The organism is Helicobacter saguini (genome assembly GCF_000762875.2).
Taxonomy (GTDB): Bacteria; Campylobacterota; Campylobacteria; order Campylobacterales; family Helicobacteraceae; genus Helicobacter_A; species Helicobacter_A saguini.
In genome coordinates, this window is sequence record NZ_JRMP02000004.1 from 25832 (window position 1) to 48272 (window position 22441).

General features: G+C 34.3%; 19 protein-coding genes, 1 tRNA gene and 1 pseudogene. 4 read left to right on the forward strand and 17 right to left on the reverse strand.

Annotated features, from left to right (window positions below; all coding sequences use genetic code 11):
• The first annotated feature begins 81 nt into the window (after positions 1-81).
• Positions 82-1068: a tRNA1(Val) (adenine(37)-N6)-methyltransferase gene (locus LS64_RS03225; RefSeq protein ID WP_052062738.1), complete on the forward strand. Its 987-nt coding sequence runs from the start codon at positions 82-84 to the stop codon at positions 1066-1068.
• Between the two features lie 103 nt (positions 1069-1171).
• Positions 1172-1654, forward strand: coding sequence for an META domain-containing protein (locus LS64_RS03230; protein ID WP_052062739.1), 483 nt, complete (start codon positions 1172-1174; stop codon positions 1652-1654).
• 70 nt (positions 1655-1724) lie between these two features.
• Here the strand turns inward: LS64_RS03230 and LS64_RS03235 are convergent, their stop codons facing one another.
• The 6 genes from LS64_RS03235 to LS64_RS03260 form a co-directional block, all read right to left on the reverse strand.
• Complete coding sequence (locus tag LS64_RS03235; protein WP_237416233.1) at positions 1725-2351, reverse strand: NUDIX hydrolase; 627 nt, start codon at positions 2349-2351, stop codon at positions 1725-1727.
• Positions 2339-2716, reverse strand: a complete 378-nt coding sequence (locus tag LS64_RS03240; RefSeq protein WP_034573966.1) for a diacylglycerol kinase — start codon at positions 2714-2716, stop codon at positions 2339-2341. The genes LS64_RS03235 and LS64_RS03240 overlap by 13 nt, the downstream gene beginning before the upstream one ends.
• Positions 2717-2760: 44 nt before the next feature.
• The gene (gene tgt, locus LS64_RS03245; protein WP_034573968.1) at positions 2761-3891 is read right to left on the reverse strand and encodes a tRNA guanosine(34) transglycosylase Tgt; all 1131 of its coding nucleotides are present in this window, start codon (positions 3889-3891) and stop codon (positions 2761-2763) included.
• A gap of 18 nt (positions 3892-3909) precedes the next feature.
• Positions 3910-4461 (reverse strand): LolA-like outer membrane lipoprotein chaperone, encoded by a 552-nt coding sequence (gene lolA, locus LS64_RS03250; RefSeq protein WP_052062740.1) that lies wholly within the window; start codon positions 4459-4461, stop codon positions 3910-3912.
• Positions 4461-5795, reverse strand: coding sequence for an MFS transporter (locus LS64_RS03255; RefSeq protein ID WP_034573970.1), 1335 nt, complete (start codon positions 5793-5795; stop codon positions 4461-4463). The genes lolA and LS64_RS03255 overlap by 1 nt, the downstream gene beginning before the upstream one ends.
• Before the next feature lie 112 nt (positions 5796-5907).
• Positions 5908-6534, reverse strand: coding sequence for a hypothetical protein (locus LS64_RS03260; protein ID WP_034573972.1), 627 nt, complete (start codon positions 6532-6534; stop codon positions 5908-5910).
• Positions 6535-6748: 214 nt separating this feature from the next.
• Between LS64_RS03260 and LS64_RS13075 the strand changes: the two are divergent.
• Positions 6749-7147, forward strand: a pseudogene (locus tag LS64_RS13075) (C39 family peptidase).
• Positions 7148-7205: 58 nt separating this feature from the next.
• On the opposite strand, the gene LS64_RS03275 reads toward LS64_RS13075, so the two are convergent.
• Positions 7206-7979, reverse strand: coding sequence for an SIR2 family NAD-dependent protein deacylase (locus LS64_RS03275; RefSeq protein WP_052062742.1), 774 nt, complete (start codon positions 7977-7979; stop codon positions 7206-7208).
• A 514-nt stretch (positions 7980-8493) separates the two neighbouring features.
• Between LS64_RS03275 and nuoD the strand changes: the two genes are divergently transcribed.
• A complete protein-coding gene (gene nuoD, locus LS64_RS03280; RefSeq protein ID WP_034573974.1) occupies positions 8494-9723 on the forward strand; it encodes an NADH dehydrogenase (quinone) subunit D in 1230 nt (409 codons plus the stop codon).
• Between the two features lie 45 nt (positions 9724-9768).
• On the opposite strand, the gene LS64_RS03285 is transcribed toward nuoD, so the two are convergent.
• The 10 genes from LS64_RS03285 to LS64_RS03325 form a co-directional block, all read right to left on the reverse strand.
• Positions 9769-10554, reverse strand: a complete 786-nt coding sequence (locus LS64_RS03285; protein ID WP_081948407.1) for a MotE family protein — start codon at positions 10552-10554, stop codon at positions 9769-9771.
• 93 nt (positions 10555-10647) lie between these two features.
• Positions 10648-11409 carry an exodeoxyribonuclease III gene (locus LS64_RS03290; protein ID WP_034573976.1) on the reverse strand — a complete coding sequence of 254 codons (762 nt, stop codon included), beginning with the start codon at positions 11407-11409 and terminating at the stop codon, positions 10648-10650.
• Between the two features lie 195 nt (positions 11410-11604).
• A complete protein-coding gene (rpmB, locus tag LS64_RS03295) occupies positions 11605-11826 on the reverse strand; it encodes a 50S ribosomal protein L28 (protein ID WP_034573915.1) in 222 nt (73 codons plus the stop codon).
• 83 nt (positions 11827-11909) lie between these two features.
• Positions 11910-12425: a peptide deformylase gene (gene def, locus LS64_RS03300; protein ID WP_034573918.1), complete on the reverse strand. Its 516-nt coding sequence runs from the start codon at positions 12423-12425 to the stop codon at positions 11910-11912.
• A gap of 296 nt (positions 12426-12721) precedes the next feature.
• Positions 12722-14194 (reverse strand): DUF2972 domain-containing protein, encoded by a 1473-nt coding sequence (locus tag LS64_RS03305; RefSeq protein ID WP_034573920.1) that lies wholly within the window; start codon positions 14192-14194, stop codon positions 12722-12724.
• A gap of 19 nt (positions 14195-14213) precedes the next feature.
• Positions 14214-14345, reverse strand: a complete 132-nt coding sequence (locus LS64_RS13550) for a hypothetical protein (RefSeq protein ID WP_272916620.1) — start codon at positions 14343-14345, stop codon at positions 14214-14216.
• 64 nt (positions 14346-14409) lie between these two features.
• Entirely contained in the window at positions 14410-15021 is a 612-nt protein-coding gene (gene hisG, locus LS64_RS03310; protein ID WP_034573759.1) for an ATP phosphoribosyltransferase, read from the reverse strand.
• Between the two features lie 44 nt (positions 15022-15065).
• Positions 15066-21185 carry a DEAD/DEAH box helicase gene (locus LS64_RS03315; protein ID WP_034573757.1) on the reverse strand — a complete coding sequence of 2040 codons (6120 nt, stop codon included), beginning with the start codon at positions 21183-21185 and terminating at the stop codon, positions 15066-15068.
• 319 nt (positions 21186-21504) lie between these two features.
• A tRNA-Met gene (locus tag LS64_RS03320) sits at positions 21505-21582 on the reverse strand.
• Between the two features lie 143 nt (positions 21583-21725).
• Positions 21726-22238: an HP1233 family protein gene (locus LS64_RS03325; RefSeq protein WP_034573755.1), complete on the reverse strand. Its 513-nt coding sequence runs from the start codon at positions 22236-22238 to the stop codon at positions 21726-21728.
• Positions 22239-22441: the final 203 nt, after the last annotated feature.

The window sequence follows — 22441 nt, forward strand, 5'->3', positions numbered from 1 at the left end:
ATAATAGAATCTATAATTTCAATCCAACATACACAACATAAATATGCTAAAATTTCACTTTTGCAAGGGTTGGGACGTAAAATGAGTGGCATAAGGGCGTTAAAAATCTATCAAATCAATGAAGGGTATTGCTACAATAGCGATAGTTTGTTCCTGTGGGATTTTGCGCGTGCACAGCTGCATAATGGGCAAAAGGTGCTTGAAATCGGTAGCGGGAGCGGTGTGATAGGGCTGCTTTGCGCGCGTGATTTGGAGATTAGCCTGTTTCAAGTGGAGCTGCAGCGTGAATATGCGCTCCTAAACCTTAAAAACGCCACGCACAACAACATTTTTACGCACATTATTAATGTGAATTGCCTTGAGATGCTCGATGGCAAGACATTCAAGGTCGATGTGTGGGCTATGAGCGGGGATTCTAACCCGCTAAATGGCATTGCGCTTTGGACGATTGAAAAGCTGGGGAATGCCAAAAGTGCGAAGATTTCTAAAGATTCTATAGAATCTAAGGGTGAAGATTCTAAGGATAGCTCGCAAAATGCGGAATCTAAGGACGCTGAAAAAGCCGCAAAAGAGCAGGATTTGCTGCGAAAAATAGATTCTAAGATTTTGAATATTAAGCTGGAATATTTTGATGTTTTGATTTCAAATCCGCCCTTTTATACCGAGGGGACGCTGGAATCTAAAAATACCTTTAAAAAGATTGCTACGCAGGATATTTACTTGCCTTTAGAGCAGTTTATTTTGGTGGCAAAAAAGTGTTTGAAGCCTAGCGGAAAGCTTATTTTTTGCTATTCTGTGGCGTCTATTTCACGCATTTTATCGCTACTTGAGACGCATAATTTTGGCGTGGAAAAAATGCGATTTATCTATCCGCGACTTGATAAAAACGCCATTCGCGTGATGATTGTAGCAAAGCGAAATGCCAAGCCACAAACGCTTATTTTACCGCCTTTAATCACACATTTAAGCGAAAATCAAAGCGATAATTCGCCCGAAGTGCAGAAAATCTACAAGGACGCCAAGACACAAAGCGTAAAAGTGGATTTAGATTCTATGAATTTGGGGTAGGATTTAAATTTAGATTCTATTAAGCATTTAAAAAATAAAAATATTGTAAAAACTTGCTATAATTGTTGTTTTATTTTGAAATAGATTATAAAAGGGAGAAAAAATGAGTGCGTTTAGTATGCTAAAGATGACAATTATTGCAGGTACATTATTTGGCGGTGTGGCGTTAGCCCATCCTAATCATGGGGTAAATAACGGAGATGATTTTAGAATGAATACTGAGGTAAATGTAGCAAGAAAGCCCTTGAATATTTTAGGGAATTGGCGCGTGAGTGTAATTGAAATTGATGGTGCTTTTGTACGTGTGCCAGAGAGTAGTGATAATGTTGAGTTGCAAATTGGTAGCAATCAAATAAGTGGAAATTCTGGTTGTAATAATTTTATGAGTGCCTATACGACAAGTCTTAATCCACAGATTCTACACATAGATGCAGGTGCTAGTACACGCAAAATGTGTCATCCACGTGAAGTTATGGAATTTGAGGACGCATTTTTACGTATTTTTGCAGGTGATTTTGCAGTGGAAAAAAACTTTGAGGGTATTATACTTGTTCGTGACAATGTGAGAATTTATTTAGTTCGATAGTATTTAGATTCTAGATATTGAAATATCACATAGCTTATTTACTTGTTTGTGTATAAGTTACCACAAAGTCTTATTTTTTATTCATCTCATACCACATCACAGCGTAGCATAGCGATTGCGATTTGGGGCATTTTTTATCTTTTAAAAATTCAAATATAAGCGAATTTGGGACAAAAATTGTCTCAATATTTTCATTTTCACTCGCATTTCCACCGCCCTTGCCCTTTCTATCATCATCGCAAATAGCGGCGTAAAATAGGCTAAGTTTCGCACCATTCATCCCCACACTGCTATAAAATTCGCCCACAGATTCCAAGCGATTAGATTCTATAAAATAGCCACACTCCTCCTGCAGCTCCTCCAAAGCAATCTCTGTCACACTTTTGCCCTCCTTATCGCACAGACCAGCGCACAGCTCATACATATAGCCATCCGCGGCGTTTTTCAAATACACGCTCACGCGAAACTGCCGCACGAAAATAAAGCCCTTCATCTTAAAATCATACAGCAAAATCGCCACGCTATCATGCGATTTGGCTATATCCCAAGTCTTAATCGCGCCATTTTCCTCAAATTTCACCTGCCGCAGTTGTATATATTTTGACGCTTCCAAAAGTGGCTCATTGCTTAGAATCTTCGGCGTTTGCGGCGTTTGCAAAGGAAACGCACTGCCACGATAAAAAATCATATTATCCATATTTTTCCTTCCAACATTAGCGAGATTAGCACGACCCCCCAGCACAAAATCGCCTGTAGCACGCAAAGTAGCACAGCCGCGCTCCCGCAGTCCTTTGCAATTTTAGCAAGTTTTGCGTAATCTTGCGTGAATAAGTCGATGCTAGATTCTATGGCGGAATTAACGCACTCCATAATGAGTATCAAAAATAGCGTTATAATGAGAAGAATTTGCGTTTGCAATGTGATATTTAGGGCGAAACTAAGCAGGATTCCAAGTGTGGCGAAAAATAGCTCTAAGCGAAACGCCATCTCTGTTTTTACCATCGATTTCAAGCCATCAAAGGCATATTTTGCGTTAGAAAATAAGTTGTATTTTGGTTTCATTTTGTTGTCTTTACAGAATCTTATTAAAGGATTTTAACAAGTAATTATAAATTTTCATTACTATCCATCTCTTCTAACCTTTTCTTTTTATAAGATTCCCATGTTTTATTGATAATGGCAAGGCGGGCTTCGCGGACAAGATTCAAATAAAAATGCAGATTGTGAATGCTAGCTAGGCGGTGATAAGTGATTTCATTTGCGCGAAAAAGATGGTGTAAAAACGCGCGAGTGTAATCGCGACACACAAAACACTCACACTTAGAATCTAAGGGCGAAAAATCCGCACGAAAACGTGCATTTTTGATATTTAGCCGCCCAAAATGCGTGAAAATACTCGCATTTCTCGCATTCCTTGTCGGCATCACGCAGTCAAACATATCCACGCCCCTATCAATGCACTCTAGCAGATTTTGCGGCGTGCCAACGCCCATCAAATATCGCGGCTTATTTTCAGGCAAAAAATCGCACGCATAATCAAGACAGCCATACATCGCCTCACTAGATTCGCCTACCGCCAAGCCACCGATAGCATAGCCATCAAAGTCCATCGCGACCAAATCTTCGCTACTACGTTTTCGCATTTCATAGTCAATACCGCCTTGCATAATCGCAAAAATCTTGTTTCCCACTTCGTGCCTAGCCTTTTGCTCCCTGTGATACTCGATGCTCTGCCGCGCCCACTCACTCGTGCGTTTGATAGAATCTAGCAGTCTATCCTTGCTAGCTGGCAGCCCGACCAAATCATCCAAAATCATCATAATGTCGCTATTTATCGCGTATTGCATATCTAGCACACTTTGTGGCGTAAAAAAGTGGCGACTGCCATCGATATGCGATTTAAAGGCGATGCCTTGCTCGTTAGGCTTGGCGTTTGCACGCAGGCTAAAGGCTTGAAAGCCGCCGCTGTCAGTCAAATAATTGCCCTTGAAATTTGCAAAATTATGAATGCCGTTAATTTTTCGCAGGATTTCCGCGCCCGGACGCAAGTATAAATGATATGTGTTTGCTAAAATTAAGTTAGTTTTAAGGTGCGTTGTGATGTCGTTAGAATCTAGCCCCTTTAGCACCCCTTGCGTGCCAACGGGCATAAATATGGGCGTTAAGACTTCGCCATGAGCTAGTTTAAACCGCCCCGCCCTAGCTTTATTAACAATGGATTCTAAAGTGAATTTCAAAATTTATCCTTACAGAATCTAATTTGCATCGATATATTCCACATCATCTGGTGGGTTAAAAATAAAAACTTCAGGCTCAATCTTAGCATTTAAAACGACATTGCTAAAAATAATTGAAATATCATTCTCCAAATTATCCTTATACTTTAGTGCATAAGGCTTAGAATCCTTGATAGCAAGATAGTAAGTTATCTCGCCAATTTGTGTTTTATAGCTATTTTCAGCGATTTTTGTCACCTGCCGCAAAATGCTTATAAAATCGACATTTTCGCTCAATGTCCCGATAGTAACCTGCTTAATATTTGGCTCATACACATAGGCGACATCCTTTTGCAGATACACTTCCTTTGGCAGCGGCTTAGTGTATTCCCATTTCACCTTATTGTCCGCAGCATAGACTTTTCCGCTATAAATGGCACTTACAGCACCGCGTTCGCCCTTAATTTCTTGCTTAAAATCCGCACTTAAACTCTTAATATTTCGCCAAGATTCCGTATTTTTAGAATCTTTAGCTGCCCACGCCAAACACATAAAACTTATAAAAATTAGAAATATCCTAACTATTTTCATTATTTTCCTTTAATATTTAGAATGGATTCTAAGCTTTTAGAATCTAAAATCTGCGTGTTATATTTTATGGCGACTAGCTTTTCTTGCGTGTTTTCGTAGTATTCGACTATGCCTTTTATAGAATCTAATTTCGCAATATCAAAAGTGCCTGTCGGCAGGTAAAGCGTGCGAGTTAAATCAGGATTTTTCAACATATACAAAGTGATGAAAAACCACACAATCATCGCCAAAATTAGCGGTGAAAAAAGCAGCCAGTGATGCACCACGATAGCGTCATAAGTGTGAAAAAAGCCGCCCACAAGCGCACCCACAAAGCTCCCAGCAAACCCAGCCGCGTTAAAATCGCCGATTACCGCGCCGCGAAATTTCGCCTTTGCAAGCTTGCTAATTAGGCTTTGCAAAATCGCTTCTTGAATGGCAAACGCGCTAAAGAAAAGCCCAAAAGCCACGCCAAAAACAACGATATTATCCACAAAAATCGCCATCAAAATGTAGCTAACAAAAAACATAAAAATGCTAGAAAGTAGCACCTGCTTTGCCATGTTTTTTTTCTCACCAAAGATTGACGCAGGAGCAAGGGCGAAAATCGCGCAAATTACGGCTGGTAAATAAATGTAGTAAAACTGCGTTTTTTCCAAGTTCGCGCCCAAGATTATTGGGGCAAGGGCGAAGGTTAAAAGCATTAAAAATTTTTCCACAAATGAGCCTAAAGATAGTGTGATAATGCCCATTTTAGTGGACTTCTCCACACTTTCGTTGAGTGAATTTTGCGGATAGACAAATGTGATTTTTGCGGCTTTTTTTATGCCAAAAAGTGCGATTAAAAGCGAGATTACCGCCATAACGCAAGTTAATGCAAATAGCGAGTTTAGCCCAAAATGCGCGCCCAAAAGTGAGCCTAAAATCATTGCCAAAATGAAACTTGCAAAGATTGCCACGCCCATTAAAGCCATTGCTTTTGTGCGCTCAGACTCTTTTGTGGAATCTGCGACAAGGGCGGTAAGAATCGCGCCCACAGCGCCCACTCCCTGCACGCATCGCCCGATTATGAGATAGTAGATATTAGATTCTAACATGCAAATTATCGAGCCTAATAAAAAAATAAAAAGCCCGATAATAAGGACAATCTTACGCCCAAATCTATCGCTAAGCCGACCAAAAATTGGCTGAAAAATCATCTGCATAAGATAGGGCGCGCCAATGGCTAAGCCAACTTTTATAGAATCTGCATTTTCCATTGTCGAAATTAGCAGTGAAATCACGGGCAACACGATAAATAGCCCTGTGAATCTAAAGAGCAAAATTAGTAAAAATGGTAGAATCTTTTTGAACATTTTGGTTGCTTTTATTATAAATTTTGTAACTTTTAAATTTAAAATTTCTTAAGATTTAAAAACAGATTCTAACATATAATTTACAATCTAGATTAAGATTTGCTCTGTTACATCAATTATTTTTGTATCTAATTTTCTCATCAATGTGTTGTACAAGTTTATTATTTTCCAAAGCTTTTATGCTCTTTTCTCTTAGAATCTTTATTAGCTTTTCACATTGCTCTATATCATTAAAAATAAAAAAATATGCCCTGCTATGCGTAAAATCAAGCAGTTTATACTCGCTATTTATATCATCGCACACACGCACACGAACTAGCGAAATAAAAAACAACCCTTGCGATAAACTAAGTCTTTCCATCACAAAAGAAAAACTACCATAAGGATAGAATCTAGTGATAAAAAAGGGCAAAAAGCAATTTGCCGACTTAATTTTCATCCCATTTTCATACAAATATATCGCATTTTTTCGCCGTAAAAACACGCCATTAAACAAAAATAAAATAATAAGAATCCCAAATATATACACAATCACATAATACAAAATATCTAATAATTTCATAGTATAAATTTCATTTATTAGAATATTTATAGAATCTATACTTATAATTTTCATAATATAAACATAAATTAGTAAAAATAATAAAATCGCTTGAAAGCATATTTGAAAAATATTTAGAATCTTAGCCAAAAAGCCCTTTTGTTGCGTGTATTTAAATTCATAAATAATTTTTTGCATTGTTTTTTAAGGTTAAATTTTATTAAATTTTAGGGAATTATATCAAAATAATATTTTATTTCTTTTTATAGTTGCATTATATTTTAAAATATCTAATGATAAAATTAAATCTTTAAAAGGCATTTTATGAAAAAATACATCTTTATCTTAATTTCTTTCACTAGCACACGCACAAGTACATATCAATAATGATTCTATAAACATTGATAAAAATGTGAAATCATGGAGTGAAATTCGCAATGATAACCTGACGCGTCAGCAGTTTGATTATAGCTGCGGGAGTGCGTCTTTATCGACTATTTTGACTTATTATTATAATGTGGAGATAAGTGAGAAAGAGATTTTAGAATCTGTGCTGCAAAGTAAGGGCATCGATACGCAAAAGCAAGAATAACTTGCAAAGGATGAGAATCTTAGAAAGACGCTAGATTTATCATTCCTTGATTTGTCGCATTTTGCGGAGAGTAAGGGCTTTAAGGCGATAGGACTAGGGCTTGATTTAGACACTTTGAAAAAGCTGAAAGCCCCTGTGATTGTGTATATAAATGTGCGTGATATCGAGCATTTTAGCGTGTATACCGATTTTATGGATATAAATCCCAAAACAACTTAATCTAGAAGTAATTAAGGACAAGATTGAATAGAATCTAGATTTTTGTAGATTGTATAATTTATCGTATTTCTCTAAGTTTTTTAACTTCTTCGTAGATTTTTGGCAAGGCTTTTGTGCTAGATTCTAAATATAAGCTATCAAAAAGGCATTCATTAATTGTAATTTCAGAATCTAAGTTATTCAAAATTTTATAACCTTTTCCTAATAAACTATTGATATTTATAACGTTACCACTTGTGCCGATTACGATAATTATATCATTATCCGCTATGCTAGAAAAGATTCCATAAAGGAGCGTATAAAGTGGCGCAGGCTCGAAAAAAAAGACAATATTTGGCTTCAAACGCGCATTTCCACAACTTTTACACGCGTGAAAATCATACGCTTTATAGCCGATACTCTCAATCTCGCCGCACGCCTCACACCGTAGCTGCGGCAAAAATCCATGCAAATGCAACGCATTCTCACACCCAGCGCGCTCAAACAAATCATCGACATTTTGCGTGATATTTATCGCGTCAAATTCATCGCACATTTTCGCCACGAACTCATGCGCAATATTAGGTTTCACATTTGCTAACTCTTTTCGCCGTAAGTTATAAAATTTATGCACTAGCTCGTAGTTGGCATTCCAATTTTCATAATTACACACAACCATCGGGTCATAATTTTCCCACAAGCCACCACTATCCCTAAAAGTGCTAAGTCCGCTCTCCGCACTAATCCCAGCGCCACTAAAAATAATCACACGTCCACTTTTATAATCAATTTTCTTAGAATCTTTAGATTCTATCTTAGGATTTTTTTTATCTTTAATAACTTTATTTATCATATTTTCCTACAACTAAATAATTTAACGTTTTTTCATTCTATCAAATTTTTAGTTATTTTTGATAATTAAATTCTAAGTTTTCCGTAACAATACGTAACATTTTCTTAATAAAATAATAATAATGCGAAAGTTTAAAGTGTTTTTTATGAAAAAAAACATAGAATCTAATATTCTTATTTTATAAAATTTTTATAGAATCTAAGTTAGATTCTAAACAATAGAATCTAGATTCTATAAAGTCGTCATGTTGAGCCTTGAGACGAAACATCTATCTTAAAAATAAGAAAGTAGGATTTTGCTTTCGCTCAATATAACAAAAATTATAGAATCTAGCTAAAAAGATTCTAAAAAATTATAAAATTTAAAATAAGATTCTAAAGATTCTAAACTATAGAATCTAAGAAAAAGATTCTAAGATAAACCATAGAATCTAGATTCTAAAGATTCTAAAAGTTACAGAATCTATAACAAGATTCTAACTTAAATTATAGAATCTATAATAAAAGGAGCAAAAATGCCGCAGTATTTTAACAAGCTTCAAACGCAGTTTGAAAATGTGATTTTCGAGCAAGATGAGAATAAAATGGTGCTAAATCTAGGTCCGCAACATCCATCCGCACACGGGCAACTTCGCCTTATTTTAGAGCTAGATGGCGAGGTTATAACGCGGGCAATTGCTGACATCGGCTACCTACATCGTGGCGTGGAGAAGTTGGCTGAAAATATGATGTATAACGAGTTTATGCCAACGACTGATAGGATGGACTACACGGCGGCTAGCTCTAACAATCACGCCTTTGCCTATGGTGTGGAGACGCTTCTTGGCATTGATGTGCCGCGCCGTGCGAAAGTCATTCGCACCATTATTTTGGAGCTAAATCGCCTTGCGTCTCACCTGCTATTTATGGCGACTCACGCGCTTGATGTGGGGGCTATGAGCGTGTTTTTGTATGCGTTTAAGGGGCGTGAGTATATCCTTGATATGATTGAGGATTACTGCGGGGCGAGGCTTACGCACAATTCTATTCGTATCGGCGGTGTGCCGCTTGACATTCCGCAGGGCTGGTTTGAAAATATAGAATCTTGCCTAAAAGAAGTCATCGAAACGACAAATCTAATCAAAGGGCTGCTAGATAAAAATAGAATCTGGCGACTGCGGCTAGAGGGCGTTGGCAAAATTAGTAAAGAGCTGGCAAAAGAGTATGGCTTAAGCGGCATTATGCTGCGTGGGAGCGGCGTGTGCTACGACATTCGCAAGGAAGAGCCTTATGAGATTTATGATGAGCTTGACTTTAGCGTGCCCTACACTGATAGCGGGGATTGCTATGGGCGGTATATGCTTTATACGCAGGAGGTGTTTGAATCTTGTAGTATTATTCGTCAGGCAATGGCGTTGTATAAAGGCACTGACAGTGCATTGATGGCACATGCGCCGCGTTATATTTCCGCGCCAAAAGAGGATATTATGACGCAAAACTACTCGCTAATGCAGCATTTCGTGCTAGTAACGCAAGGTATGCGACCACCAAAGGGCGAGGTGTATGCCCCAACTGAATCGCCAAAAGGTGAGCTAGGCTTTTTTATAAGCTCTTTAGGCAATCCTTACCCACATCGTGTAAAGGCAAAAGCGCCAAGCTTTTATCACTTGCAAGGGATGTGTGCGGTAATGCCCGGTCACTACTTAGCCGATGCTATCACGATGATAGGGAATAGTAACATCATTTTGGGCGAGATTGATAGGTAGATTTTTACAAGCTATGTTTAAAAGATAAATGATTTCACTTGTTTTTTAATAGATTCTAACGCCATTTGGATTGCCATAGTTGCTAGGATTTGCATTTTGCGGATTTGTAGGTGTGTCAAAGCCCGTTTCATTCGCATTTTGCGGCAGATTATTCTCCACATTTATCCCCTCATTTAAGGCTGGTGGTGGCGTCCCGGGCGGCACTGGGGCTTTAGCTGGGAAGTATTTTATTAGCTTTGTTAGCTCGGCGGCTTTGTCAGGCTGCATTTGGGCTAGGATGCTAGCCATTTGATTTGGCTTTAGGCTAAGCAAAATCATTACCGCGTCATCTTCAGGCATAGCCGCCAAAATGGGCGCTGCCTTGCTATCTTTCATCTTTGCGTAACCCTCGGCTAGCTTGCTATCTTTGGCATTTGTGATTTCCTTTAAAATCTCCTCGTTTTGCGCCAAAATTTTCTTAGCTTGGGCTAACTTTGCGTCACTCTCGCTTTGCTTTTGGGCTTGCTCGCCACGCATATCGCTATACATTTGCTTTAGGGCTTGCTCTTTTAGTTTGATTTGCTCCTCTTTTTCCTTTAGTAGCTTTGTATTTTCCGCACTCAAAATCTGCAAAGTGCTTTGCTGCTGCTGTAATTGCAAAAGCCCTGTAGCAATCTCTTGCTTTCGCGCCTCAAAAATGGCGTCACACTGCTTTGCAAGCTGCTGGGCTGCCTCAGGGTCAAATGCGGCGCGACCCACGACACTTTTTGTCGGCTGCGCGTTAGAATCTGCCGCATAAATCACACTAAAAATGCTACACAAAATCCCACAAAACAATATAACATTTTTCATTTTGGTTTTCCTTGATTGATTTTTATGTCTTTTTATATCGTCAATTTAGGGCTAGATTCTACAATAAAAGTGTGAAGTTTATTTAATGATTACTTAATCTAGTCCGCTAATTTCAATCCCAACAGGGCAGTGGTCGCTCCCTAGAATCTGCGGATAAATACTTGCGCTTTTCAAATTAGATTCTAAGTTTTTACTAAGCAAAAAATAATCAATTCTCCAGCCGACATTTTTCTCGCGCGCCTTGCCAAAGTAGCTCCACCACGTGTATGCGTCCTTTTTATCAGGGTAAAAATATCGGTAGCTATCAATGAAGCCAGATTCTAAAAGTTCAGTCATTTTAGCGCGTTCCTCATCGGTAAATCCAGCGTTTCGGCGGTTTGTCTTTGGATTTTTCAAATCGATTTCATTATGTGCGACATTCAAATCACCACAGATTATCACGCCCTTTTTTTTAGCAAGATTTAGCAAAAATGCGCGAAAATCATCCTCCCACTCCTGCCTGTAAGGAAGCCGCTCTAGCTCACTTTTTGAGTTTGGCGTATAAACATTCACTAAATAGAACTTTTGAAATTCCGCAGTTATAATGCGCCCCTCTTTATCATGATGCGCGATACCCATATCATAGCCCACGTTCACGGGCTTTTCGCGGCTTAAGATTAGCGTGCCTGAATAGCCCTTTTTTTCCGCAGAGTTCCAAAAATCATAATATCCCTCAAAAGTGAAGTTAGCCTGTTCTTTTTGCATTTTGCTCTCTTGAATGCAAAAAATATCAGCATTTACGTCTCTAAAAAAGTCCATAAAACCCTTATTCATACACGCTCGCAAGCCATTTACATTCCAAGATATTAGTTTCATTTAGTTCCTTTTAGAATCTAGATTCTAATCTACACCGCCTTTGGCACGACAATCCTTTGGACTCAGATTTTTTAAAATATGCCTTGAATTATACGAAAAATTTAGGTTTTTTACTTTTATCATTTTTTATCCTATAAATTCTAAAATTACTAAGAAAATACGAGCTAAAATTCTAAAATTTATAGAATCTAGATTCTAAGCCTCTTGCTTTTCTTGGGCTTTTTTCTTTACCTTTGGTTTTTTTAGCGTTCGCAAAGTAGATACCGCGACTTTCAGCTTTAATCTAGTGCCATCTTCTAATTTCACTCGCATATTTCGCAGGTTTGGCTCGCTTCGCTTTTTGCGTTTGTTATTTGCGTGGCTTACATTGTTTCCTACCATTACGCCTTTTAGCGTGATGTCGCATCGTCTTGCCATGATTTCTCCTTATAAATACAAGATTTAGTAAAAACGCTGATTCTATCTAAATTTTCCTTAGAATCTACTTAAAAATATAGAATCTAAACGACTTTATACCCATTTTTTTTCAATTCTTTCTCAAATTTTTTGCGTTTTAAAAGCGGTAATTTATCGATAAATAACACGCCATTTAAGTGGTCCATCTCATGCTGCAATGCCACTGCCTCAAAGCCCTCAAACTCCCTTTCACACGCATTTCCAAGCCTATCAAAATACGAAATTTTCACATTATTAAACCGCTCAATATCCTCGTAGAATCCAGGCACAGACAAGCAGCCCTCACTCCATGTAATCTGCCCACTGCTTTCCAAAATCACAGGATTTATAATCTCTAGCAAGTCCTCTTTATGCTGCTCGCCATCTTCGCGCGGAATGTTGATAAGAAGCGCACGCAGCGGCTTTGCGACCTGTATGGCAGCCAGCCCCACGCCATTTTTGTGCATCATCGTCTCATACATATTATCAAGTAGCTCGTGTAAATGAGAATCAAAATCGCCCACATCCTGCGAAATCGTCCGCAAAACCTTGTGCGGATACCTTATCACTTCTAAAATCATATTTTCTCCAAATCGCTTTTGAAAAAGATTCTACCCAAACTTTGCGATTTTTCGTTTTATAGAATCTTAACTACGATTTCACACCATTTTTTTATAAATGTGCCAGACAAATAAAACGCTATATTTCTCATTTTTACGCAAAAGTAGGAAGATAACTATCTCATAAAAATTATAGAATCTATAACTTTAAAAAGCAAAATTTATGTGCAATTATAGCAAAAAACACGAAATAAAATAATAAGAATGATTTTAAGGAAAGTAACATTAATAATACAAGATTTATTATTGTCATATTATTATTTTGCATTCATTAATTCATTATAATATTTCCATTTTTTTACATAATCTGGATGATTTTCTAGCACATATTGTAGGTCATCTTTTAAATGGGCTTTTAGCTTTTCGCGTAAGTCTTTATTATCTTTTAGATAATTTATAATTTGAGATTCTGTAATAAAACTTGCTCTTTTTTCTTTTTCACTTTTTTCTAATGTGTCTAAATATCCGTTTAGATATTCTTTAACTTTTTTGTATAAAAGTTCGTTTTTTTGTAGTTTTTTAGAATCTTTAGTTAGAAAAATCATATTTTTAAACATTAGCTCACGCTCCCCAAAAATATCTTGCGTAATATTATCATAATCGTTAAAATTTGGCGTTTTTTGATGTGTTGTGATTAGTATTTCTATAGAATCTAAGCTATTTAGTGAATCTAGATTCTGTGTATTTTGGCTATTTTGTGGATTAAAAACATTGTTTATATCGCTTTCATTTACCATTAATTTCGCTGGTAAGACTTCTAAATTATCAATGGCTAGTCCTTCAAAGCTTTCCTTTTGTATAGGCTTTTTAAAGCCAAGATGAATTGAGAGATTTTCCATTGTATTAAAGGCGTTAGTTGAACTAAAATCACTAAAATCAAGGCAGATAATTTCACTTGTAAAATCTTTTAGAATCTTAAGGCGTTTGTGGGTGTTGAAATATACACTAAAACTTACATTTTTTATAGAATCTAGTGTGGGCTTACTTTCTTTTGAATATACAAAAATCGTTTTTGGAATAAGCTTTGTATAATCGCAAGTAAGGTTAAATTTTCGCATAAGTGGAGTAAAATTTTCAAAATCCTTAAAGTGATTTAACGCAGTTTTTAATATAGAAATAGGGTCGCGGACAATAAAAATTATAGGGGATTTTTTATCGACTAGATAGTGTATTTTTGGTTTGTGTTGATGGATATTTAGGATGTTATAAGTATTTGTGTTTTGTAAAATATCGTAATTTTGCACTTCATAATCGCTATAGCAAATTATAAAATTAACTTCACAAAGGCTTAAAAATAGCGTAAATGCCGCAGATGCGGAGCTATCCTTTTGCAACCAAATAAAATTATATGTTGGTGGAAAGGGAAGATTCAAAGCAAAGGTTAAATCTTTTGGAATCTTATGATATGGGATAAACTTGCTATATTGCTTTTGTTTAGAATCTTGTTTAGAATTTATTTTACTAGGCTTTAAATTATTATTAGATTCTATAATTAAATCAAGATTGACAAGCGGTGGATAAGGATTTTTAGCGTATTTTTCTTTAAAATCTTTAGAATCTAAATAAGATTCTATATGTTTTAAATCAAGCATTTTATACACATATTTTATAGAATCTAGGCTCATTTTGGATAAATCTTTGCGGATATTTTCGTGGTTAAAGTAGGTAGTTTTTTCATTAGTTAAGGCGTGTTTATTCTCATTTGTGATAATGCCCTTTGTCTCTAGCAATTTTTCAAGGGCTATTAGTCTATGCTTTACCCCCCCCCCCCATTACATTTAGAGAGCCACAAACAAAATGATATTTTAAAAATCTATTAATTTGATTTAAGATTCTAAGACTTTCTCTTTTTAGTTTGTATGTAAGTGTTTTCTTTGCCATTTTTATTCCTTTGATATTTAAATCTATTGTTATTTTATAAATTTTAGCACATTATCTTAAATTCTTAAATCAGTTTTTTTAGCTCCTCTTGCAGGCTAAGTATAGAATCTTTTTTGACATAAAAGCTATTTTGATTTGCTATGAGAAACGCAGATGAGTGCATTATCACCTCATCAATTTGCAAATTATTTTGCTTCATTGTGCTACCTGTCTCCACAATATCCACAATTCCATCGGCTAGATTTACCAAAGGGGCAAGCTCAATGCTCCCATAAAGCTTAATCACATCGACCGCGATAGCGCGCGCTGAGAAAAAATTCTGCGTTATATTTGTCATTTTCGTAGCGATTTTGATACGCGGTTTTAGGTAATTTATGGGTTTGCCGCACTCGCTACCAACGACAACCTTGCACTTGCCGATATTTAGATTAAGCAGCCGCACGACATCTATATCGCTACGCTCTTCAAGCACATCAAGCCCCACAATGCCCAAATCCGCCGCGCCATAATGCACATAAGTCGGCACATCTTGGTTTCGCACATTTAAAAATGTGATATTTTCTAAGCGTAAAATCAGGCGTCTATCATCAAAATTTATGCTTTGATTGAAAATCTTTGAGAAAAGCACAAGGCTATCTTGCGCGATTCGTCCTTTTGGCAGTGCGATTGTTAGCATGGTTTTCCTTGTGAAGTTTTCACAAAAGTGTAACATAAAAGTTTTTAGGTTTTAGAATCTTTACTCATCGTAAGTTTGCAAAGGACTTGGTGGCGGTCTTTGTAATGGACTATATACATTATTTGTGCGGTGGAATCTAGTGTGTAGTCTTTATATTTTTCTCTATTATCTTTAATGTTATGGAATAAATTATCTTTTATTTTTTTAGTTTGTGAATCTATATCGTAAGCTAATGCACCTATTTTTTCATTAGTATCTTTTAGAAAAATGCGATGTGTTTTGTAATGCTCTTGTCTTATATCTACTTTGTCTCCTGCTACTAAGTTTTTTATAGAATCTATATTAGAATCTGTGATTTTAAACCCACTCCAAATATCGCCAAGTCCCATAATAAAGGCGATTTTGTTTGGGTTTGGGTCGCCAACTTTTGTCTCGTATTTGATATTATTAGAATCTAGCAGGGTTTTAAAATCTTTGATAAATGTTTGCATTTTAGATTCTATGTTAGGAATTTTGCTATGCTTAACATCACTAGATATGTTAGATTCTATAGAATCTTGCAAGTGCAAATATAGATTTGTTTTCGCCCGTGTGATGCCGACATAGATTAATCGGTATTGATAATCTATGATATTTTGACGCTCAAAAAAATTAGATTCTATACCGATAAAAACATTGTCAAATTCTTTGCCCTTTGCCTTATGCAACGTTGTTACCACGACTTGATTTTTATAAAAATTATCTATGCTAATATCTTGCAGATAAGATTCTAAGATTTCTTGTATATTTTCAAAATTCATAGAATCTGCATTTATACGAGCTTCAAAATCACTTAAAATTTCTAGCAATAAATCATAATTTATAGAATCTTTATACTTTTTTGTAATCTCATCTTTGGCTTTTTTATAGTCTTTATGCTCAAAAAAATATTCTTTAAAATCATATATTTCAATCAAATCTTTTAGTTGGAATTTTTCATCATCAAGAATGTAGCGTGCCTTGATATTATTTTCTAAAAGCAGGTTGTAAAATGTTGCCACTTCTTCGTTTGTATAAAAAAGGACGGCTATTGTGGCACACTTAGATTCTATAGAATCTTGGGAAATTTTGGAATCTTTTGTTTCTTTGGAATCTGTAGAATCTTTTGAATCTTTGACCCACCCCCTAACCCCCTCCGCAAGGGAGGGGGAATTAGTGGAGTTAGATTCTATATCTTGTATTTGTTTTAAAATATTTGTCATAAAACTGCCGCTTTTGTAAAAATAGGCTTTGATTTCGCCATTTTCTTTAATGTTAGATTCTAATGGTTTGGAATCTTTTAGCCCACCTTGTAAGAATCTCGCCCTAAAAGCATTAGCTAAATCTACAATGTTTTTACAACTACGATAGTTTGTAACCAAGTGACAAATTTTATAAGAATCTTTAGAATCTAAATTAGATTCTATAATTTCATTTTTTAGCTTTTTTATATAATGTAAAATATCATCTTTGCAATCCTTATCAAAATTATTTATTAGCTGGTCATCATCGCCCACGCATAGAATCTTTTTATTTTCTGGCATTTTATTTATGATAGATTCTATAAAATTAAAGATATTAGAATCTATATCTTGGCATTCATCTAGCACTAGCACTTCTATTTCATTTGGCAGGTTTTTTTCATTATTATTTAGTAAATCTGTGGCATTTTCTATCACTTTATTTATATCTTCAACGCTCTCTTCTGTGATTTGCTTTGCGTAAGAATGAAATGTAAAAATATTTAGCTTAAAATAATCTTTAATACCCACTTCTTTCATTAAAGCGTGGATTCTATCCTTAAACTCTTTTACCGCCACTTTGCTGTGAGCTAACATTAAAAAGTTTTGTGTTTTATACTTTCCACTTGAAAGCATCGCGGTGATTTTATGCACTAGCACACGCGTTTTCCCACTGCCTGGTCCTGCTAGTATCATTATTTTATTTTCGTTAGATTTTATAATTTTTTTTTGGTCAAAATCTAGCTCTTTATTTATCGTATCTATTGCTAGCTGGCTAAAGGAGCTATGTATATCTTTAAGATTATATTCTTTAGCAAAAGTTTTTAAAGGTTTATCAAAATAATCTTTTACAAAATCTTGTGCGTTTTTAGAATCTTTTGCTAATTTATCCAAATATACTTCAAGGATTTTTAGTGATGCACTCTTGTTTTCAAAATATTTGCCTATACTTTTGTCATAGTCTTTTTTTGAATAGCTTTTGTTAGAATCTAGCATATTAAATGAATAATTTTGACAATATAAAACTCTGCCCTTTTTGATTCTAAAAGATTCACTAAAGCAATTATGCAAGAATTGTAAGCAATAATCTAAAGCCTTTTCTTTATCACTTTCATTCTTTGTATCCCAGGTGATAGTTTTTTTAATATGTGCTAAAAGTTCAGCCTTAGCAAATTCCACGATATTATTATCTTTAAAATCTAGTGTAAATACAAAATTAATAATTTCTTTAAGTATGTTTCGCCTTAATTTTATTAGTGCATTAAACTTATCTGTATCATACATTGTGTAATTAAATTTGCTAGATTCTTTTAATTTTATATCTACCACATTTTTTTCTTGAGAATTTATAAATGAATAAATATTTCTTAGAATCATTTTAATATATTTAGTTTTGTCTTTAAGTGTTATTTTAATATTTGAAATATCTAAGTGTGTAGATTTTATAAGGCTATCAAATATTGCTAAAATCTTACGCTCTTGTAAAAAATATTTTTCTAAAGATTGTCTAATATCAAGTGTATAAATTTCCATATCTTTATCATCATCTACAAAGCCCAGCTCTTTTATAATATTCATTGTTTCATGCACTCTATTATCTGGTATATTTGGTATATCTAGCCTCTCAAATACTTCATAGATTTCAATAGGCTCAACTTTACTTTTTTGGCAAATATTATTCATAATACGTGTAATATCTTCTCTCATATTTACTATTTTTATTTCATCTTTATATTTTAAAGTAAAGTTAGATAAATCTTTCTTTTTATTTTTCTCATATTCATTTAGTTTATTTTGTATATAAGATTCAGTCTTGTTAGAATCATTTATTTTTACTTCATATCTTAGTGATGTGCCTTTTAGATATGTTTTATTTATATCGCGCTCTAAAATATTTGCTTTTTCTAGCTCTAGTAGGCTTGTTTTCATATTTAGCTTTCTTGTTTCATAGTCCTTTTTTTCATCATTGTTGAAACATTGCATTATTGTATATGGCGTTATAAAAAAATTATCAAAACTGCCTTGCCTTTTATACTCACTTTTTATATATTTTTCTACATTTTTTACATCGTTATTACTTAGAATCTTTAGCTTGCTTAAGGCATTTTGTATTTCAGTTTTATCATACAACACAATGCAGTTTGCCTGTATATCTTCTCTCCTAGCACCACGTCCGCTCTCTTGCAAATAAGATTCTAAACTATCGCTTAAGCCAAAATGTATCACATTTTTTATATTATCTTTATCAATGCCCATACCAAAGGCAGTCGTGGCAATCACAATATCTATTTTATCATCAATAAAATCTTGCAAAATATCATCTTTTTTGCGTTGATTAGATTCTATAGCTTTATCTCTATCAGCGTAAAATGGCTCTATTTTTGGTTTTGGGAGATTTTCATCTATTTTTTCTTTTGGCATATTATGCAACATTTCACCTAAATCTTCCATTAAGGCTTCTTGCAACTCTGTGCATAATGCGGCATTTTGCGGACTATAAATAATAGTTGGACTTTTATGCGTATTATCTTTGCAAATTTTTGTATTATCATTACATTCAATGCAATTTTTTCTATTTTCACAAATTTCTATATATATTTTTTCTAACTCTTTTAATAATTTCTTATATTTTTTAGAATCTTGCAAACTAGATTCTATAAGTTTAATGTTTTTAGATTCTGTCTTTACGCTTACATCTATTATTTTATAATGCAAGTTTTTACGACCTTGCGTTGATACAAAATCTTTAAAGGTTAAATTTAGCGTTTTTTCAAATACTTCTTTTATCTCATTTCGTGCTTCTAATTTTGCAGTCGCACTAAAAAGTGAAACAGGGATTTTATAATCGCTTTTGCCTTTAGAATCTTCAAAAGTTTTAGAATCTTCAAACCCAAAATCTTGCAATTTTTTAATAAACTTTGGTATAAAAAAATAATCATGGCGGAAATCATGCCCCCACACGCTAAGGCAATGCGCTTCATCGATTATAAATCTATCTATAATCCTAGCACTTAACGCCTTAAAAATCGTATTTGAGCGAAGAGATTCAGGAGCTAGATAAAGCACATTTATATCGCCGCTATATATTTCATTTAGCACGATTTCTCGCTCAATAGCACTAAGGTCGCTATTATAACAGGAAATCTTAAAACTATTAATCTTGCTAAAAATGTCAATATGATTTTTCATTAATGCTAAAAGTGGCGAAATAACAACACTTAAACCATTATATTGCTGTGCGCGAAGCAAGGCTGGTAGCATAAAAGTGAATGTTTTACCGCCGCCTGTAGGAAGAATTGCAAGTATTGAATCTTGCCCATAATTTTGCAAAACAGATTCTATAATTTCAAGTTGCGAAAATTTTTTAGTTGAAATATTAGAATCTTTTTTCTTTTTAAGCGATTTTTTATAATCAATAATGCTATTACTTTTACACTCAAAATCTCTAAATCCTTTAAAAGAACCTTTTTTGAAAAAATTTTCACTTTCTATAAAATTTATCAAATTTTCCTTACTTATTTCTTTAAAAGTTAGATTTTTTGTAATCATTTTTATATATGGATATTTTTTTATAATTACGTGCGAAATTGTTTTTGGCTTAAATTCTTTTGAATCTTTTTTAGAAATGATAGAATCTAAGTCAAGCAAAAGCGATAAAACAAAGGCTAATTCTATTCTTTTATCCTTTATTAATGTCTCAAAATATTTCTCATCACATTCGATTCTATTTAATGTGTCATAGCTTTTTACCCGCTCTTTTAGGCTTTTTGCGTTATCAAAATATTCTTTAGATTCTATTTTATTGTAGTTAAAATAGCCTTTAAAATACACGCTCTCTTGCGTTAAATATATAAAAATTTCTTTTAATTTAGAATCTAAATTGCTAAATTCTCTATTTAGCGTTCTAAATAAAATGCAGGTTTGCATACTATCTTTTAGCGGATTATTGCGTGCATCTTTTCGCGAATATTTAGAAACCTCTTGCTTATATTCTATATCATAAATTTTATTTAAATAAGGCTTTTCAAGTTTATGCTTATCTTTATTTGCGTGCATTAGCATTGATAAATACATAGAATCTATAAAGTGAATTTTAGTATTTTCATAATCAAAAATACTCAATCTAGATTCTATATTCGTATTGCTTGAAAGCTTTTTAGCGATATAATACATATCAAAATTTATAATATTATGCCCACAAATATACTTAATATTATAACTTTTTAATAATTTCAAACATTCTTTAAAAATCTCTATAACTTCATATTCATTACTGCATTTTACTCGCATTTCAATATTTTCTTGCACTTTATCAAGGCTAAAATCATTGAAATTTATTAATTGATATTTTTCCTTTTTAGATTCTATTTTACTTGTCTTTTTGCTTGTCATATCAGGCGAATGCGAAAAATCTATATCTTTTGTCATATCAAGCGTTTGAGAAATATCTACATTGCTAGATTCTATAGAATCTTTATTTGTAATATTAGAATCTTCACTTGCCATACTAGGAGTATGCGTAATATCTGTAAGATTAGATTCTATAGAATCTTCTTTTATTGTGTTTGAATGTTTTATTATGTTTGAATGTTTTATTATGTTTAAATGCGAAACATCCACATCGCTAGATTCCATAGAATCTTCTTTTGTTTCAAACTTTCTTGAAGCATAAATTTTTATCCCATTCATAAAATCTTTTTTAGAATCTGCTTTAGAATCTTTTTTAAAATCTATTTTAGAATCTGCTTTAGAATCTATTTTGGAATCTACCTTAGAATCTGCTTTAGAATCTGTTTCAAATTCATCAAACACATTTTTTTCAGGCACAAAAATCCCAAAAGAAAAAAACTCCCTGCTTTCTTTGGTAATTTCAATATCCAAAAATACTATATTGCTAGTTGTCATAAATTCCCTTTAATATATTTTACCCATAAAAAATACATCGTATTTATCGTATAAATTTCCATAAATTTTAATCGTGTAATTTTGCGGATTTTGCAGCGAGTTAAAAACTCTAAAAAAAAACTTATTTTAAAACTAGCAATCAGCACGTTTGCGGGACATCAAGCACCATATTTTGGCATTATCTAGCTCGTCTTGAGCCTTTGTTATAAGGCTATTTATTTTTAACATCTTTACTAAAAGCATTTACACACAAACTAACACCACAAAAGATTATAAATAAAATAAGTTTTTTATCTTAATGAATAATTACAATGGATTTTGGTGTCAAGGGGGGGACTTGAACCCCCGACCTCCGGCTTATGAGACCAGCGCTCTAAACCAGCTGAGCTACCCTGACACAAAAGCAATATAAAAAGCCGTAATTTTATCGAATACCAAAGCAAAAGTCAATAAAATAGAACTACAGAATCTAAAATTCATTACAATATTTACAATATTTACATCTTAAACTTTAGTATTTGTACAAAAACTTTTGCAATCTTACCCTTGCAATTGCATTGCCTGTTCGATTGAATCATACGCGTTTTTGTAGCGTTGGATAAAGTTAGAATCAGCGCTAAACACACGCATACCATTTAGTTTATTCGCGTTAATGATGTAGCCGCTCTCACTTGATTCAGGGCTTGAAAGATTAGCAGAACGCGAGATTTTTTCCATCGCCTCAGCCTTCGCACTCTTAATCCTATCAATGTCAGCTAGCGGATAAAGTTTTTGCACCGCCAGCATTTTCTCAGTCTCAGTCATCCCAGCGGTTGCGCGAAGCCACGCCTGATACTCTTGGTCGCTCATTAGCTCCAAAATCGCCAAACCATAAGTCTGTCGCTTCTGCTCAAATTTATCAAAATCAAGCAATTCCTGCGGATTTTCCACCCGCTCAACGCGTGGCGACTGCGCCGCTACCATATTTTGCAGGCTTACTTCACGCTTGATGTAGTGCGTGTTTTGATTGTTTAAGCCTAAGTTTGCCAAGCCGTTATTGTTCGTATTTATCATGTTCCGTCCTTTGAAATAATATTGCTTTTGGGTAAGCAAATAAGATTCCAAAATGGGCGGTTTTACGTGAAAAATATTAGGGTGGTCGGTGGGCGATAGGATTTTATAATTTATATTAGAATCTTTAAGTTTGCGTTTAGATTCTATAGAATCTTTGAGTTCAAAAATTCCATCAATTTGACAAAAATTAGCAATTTTATAAT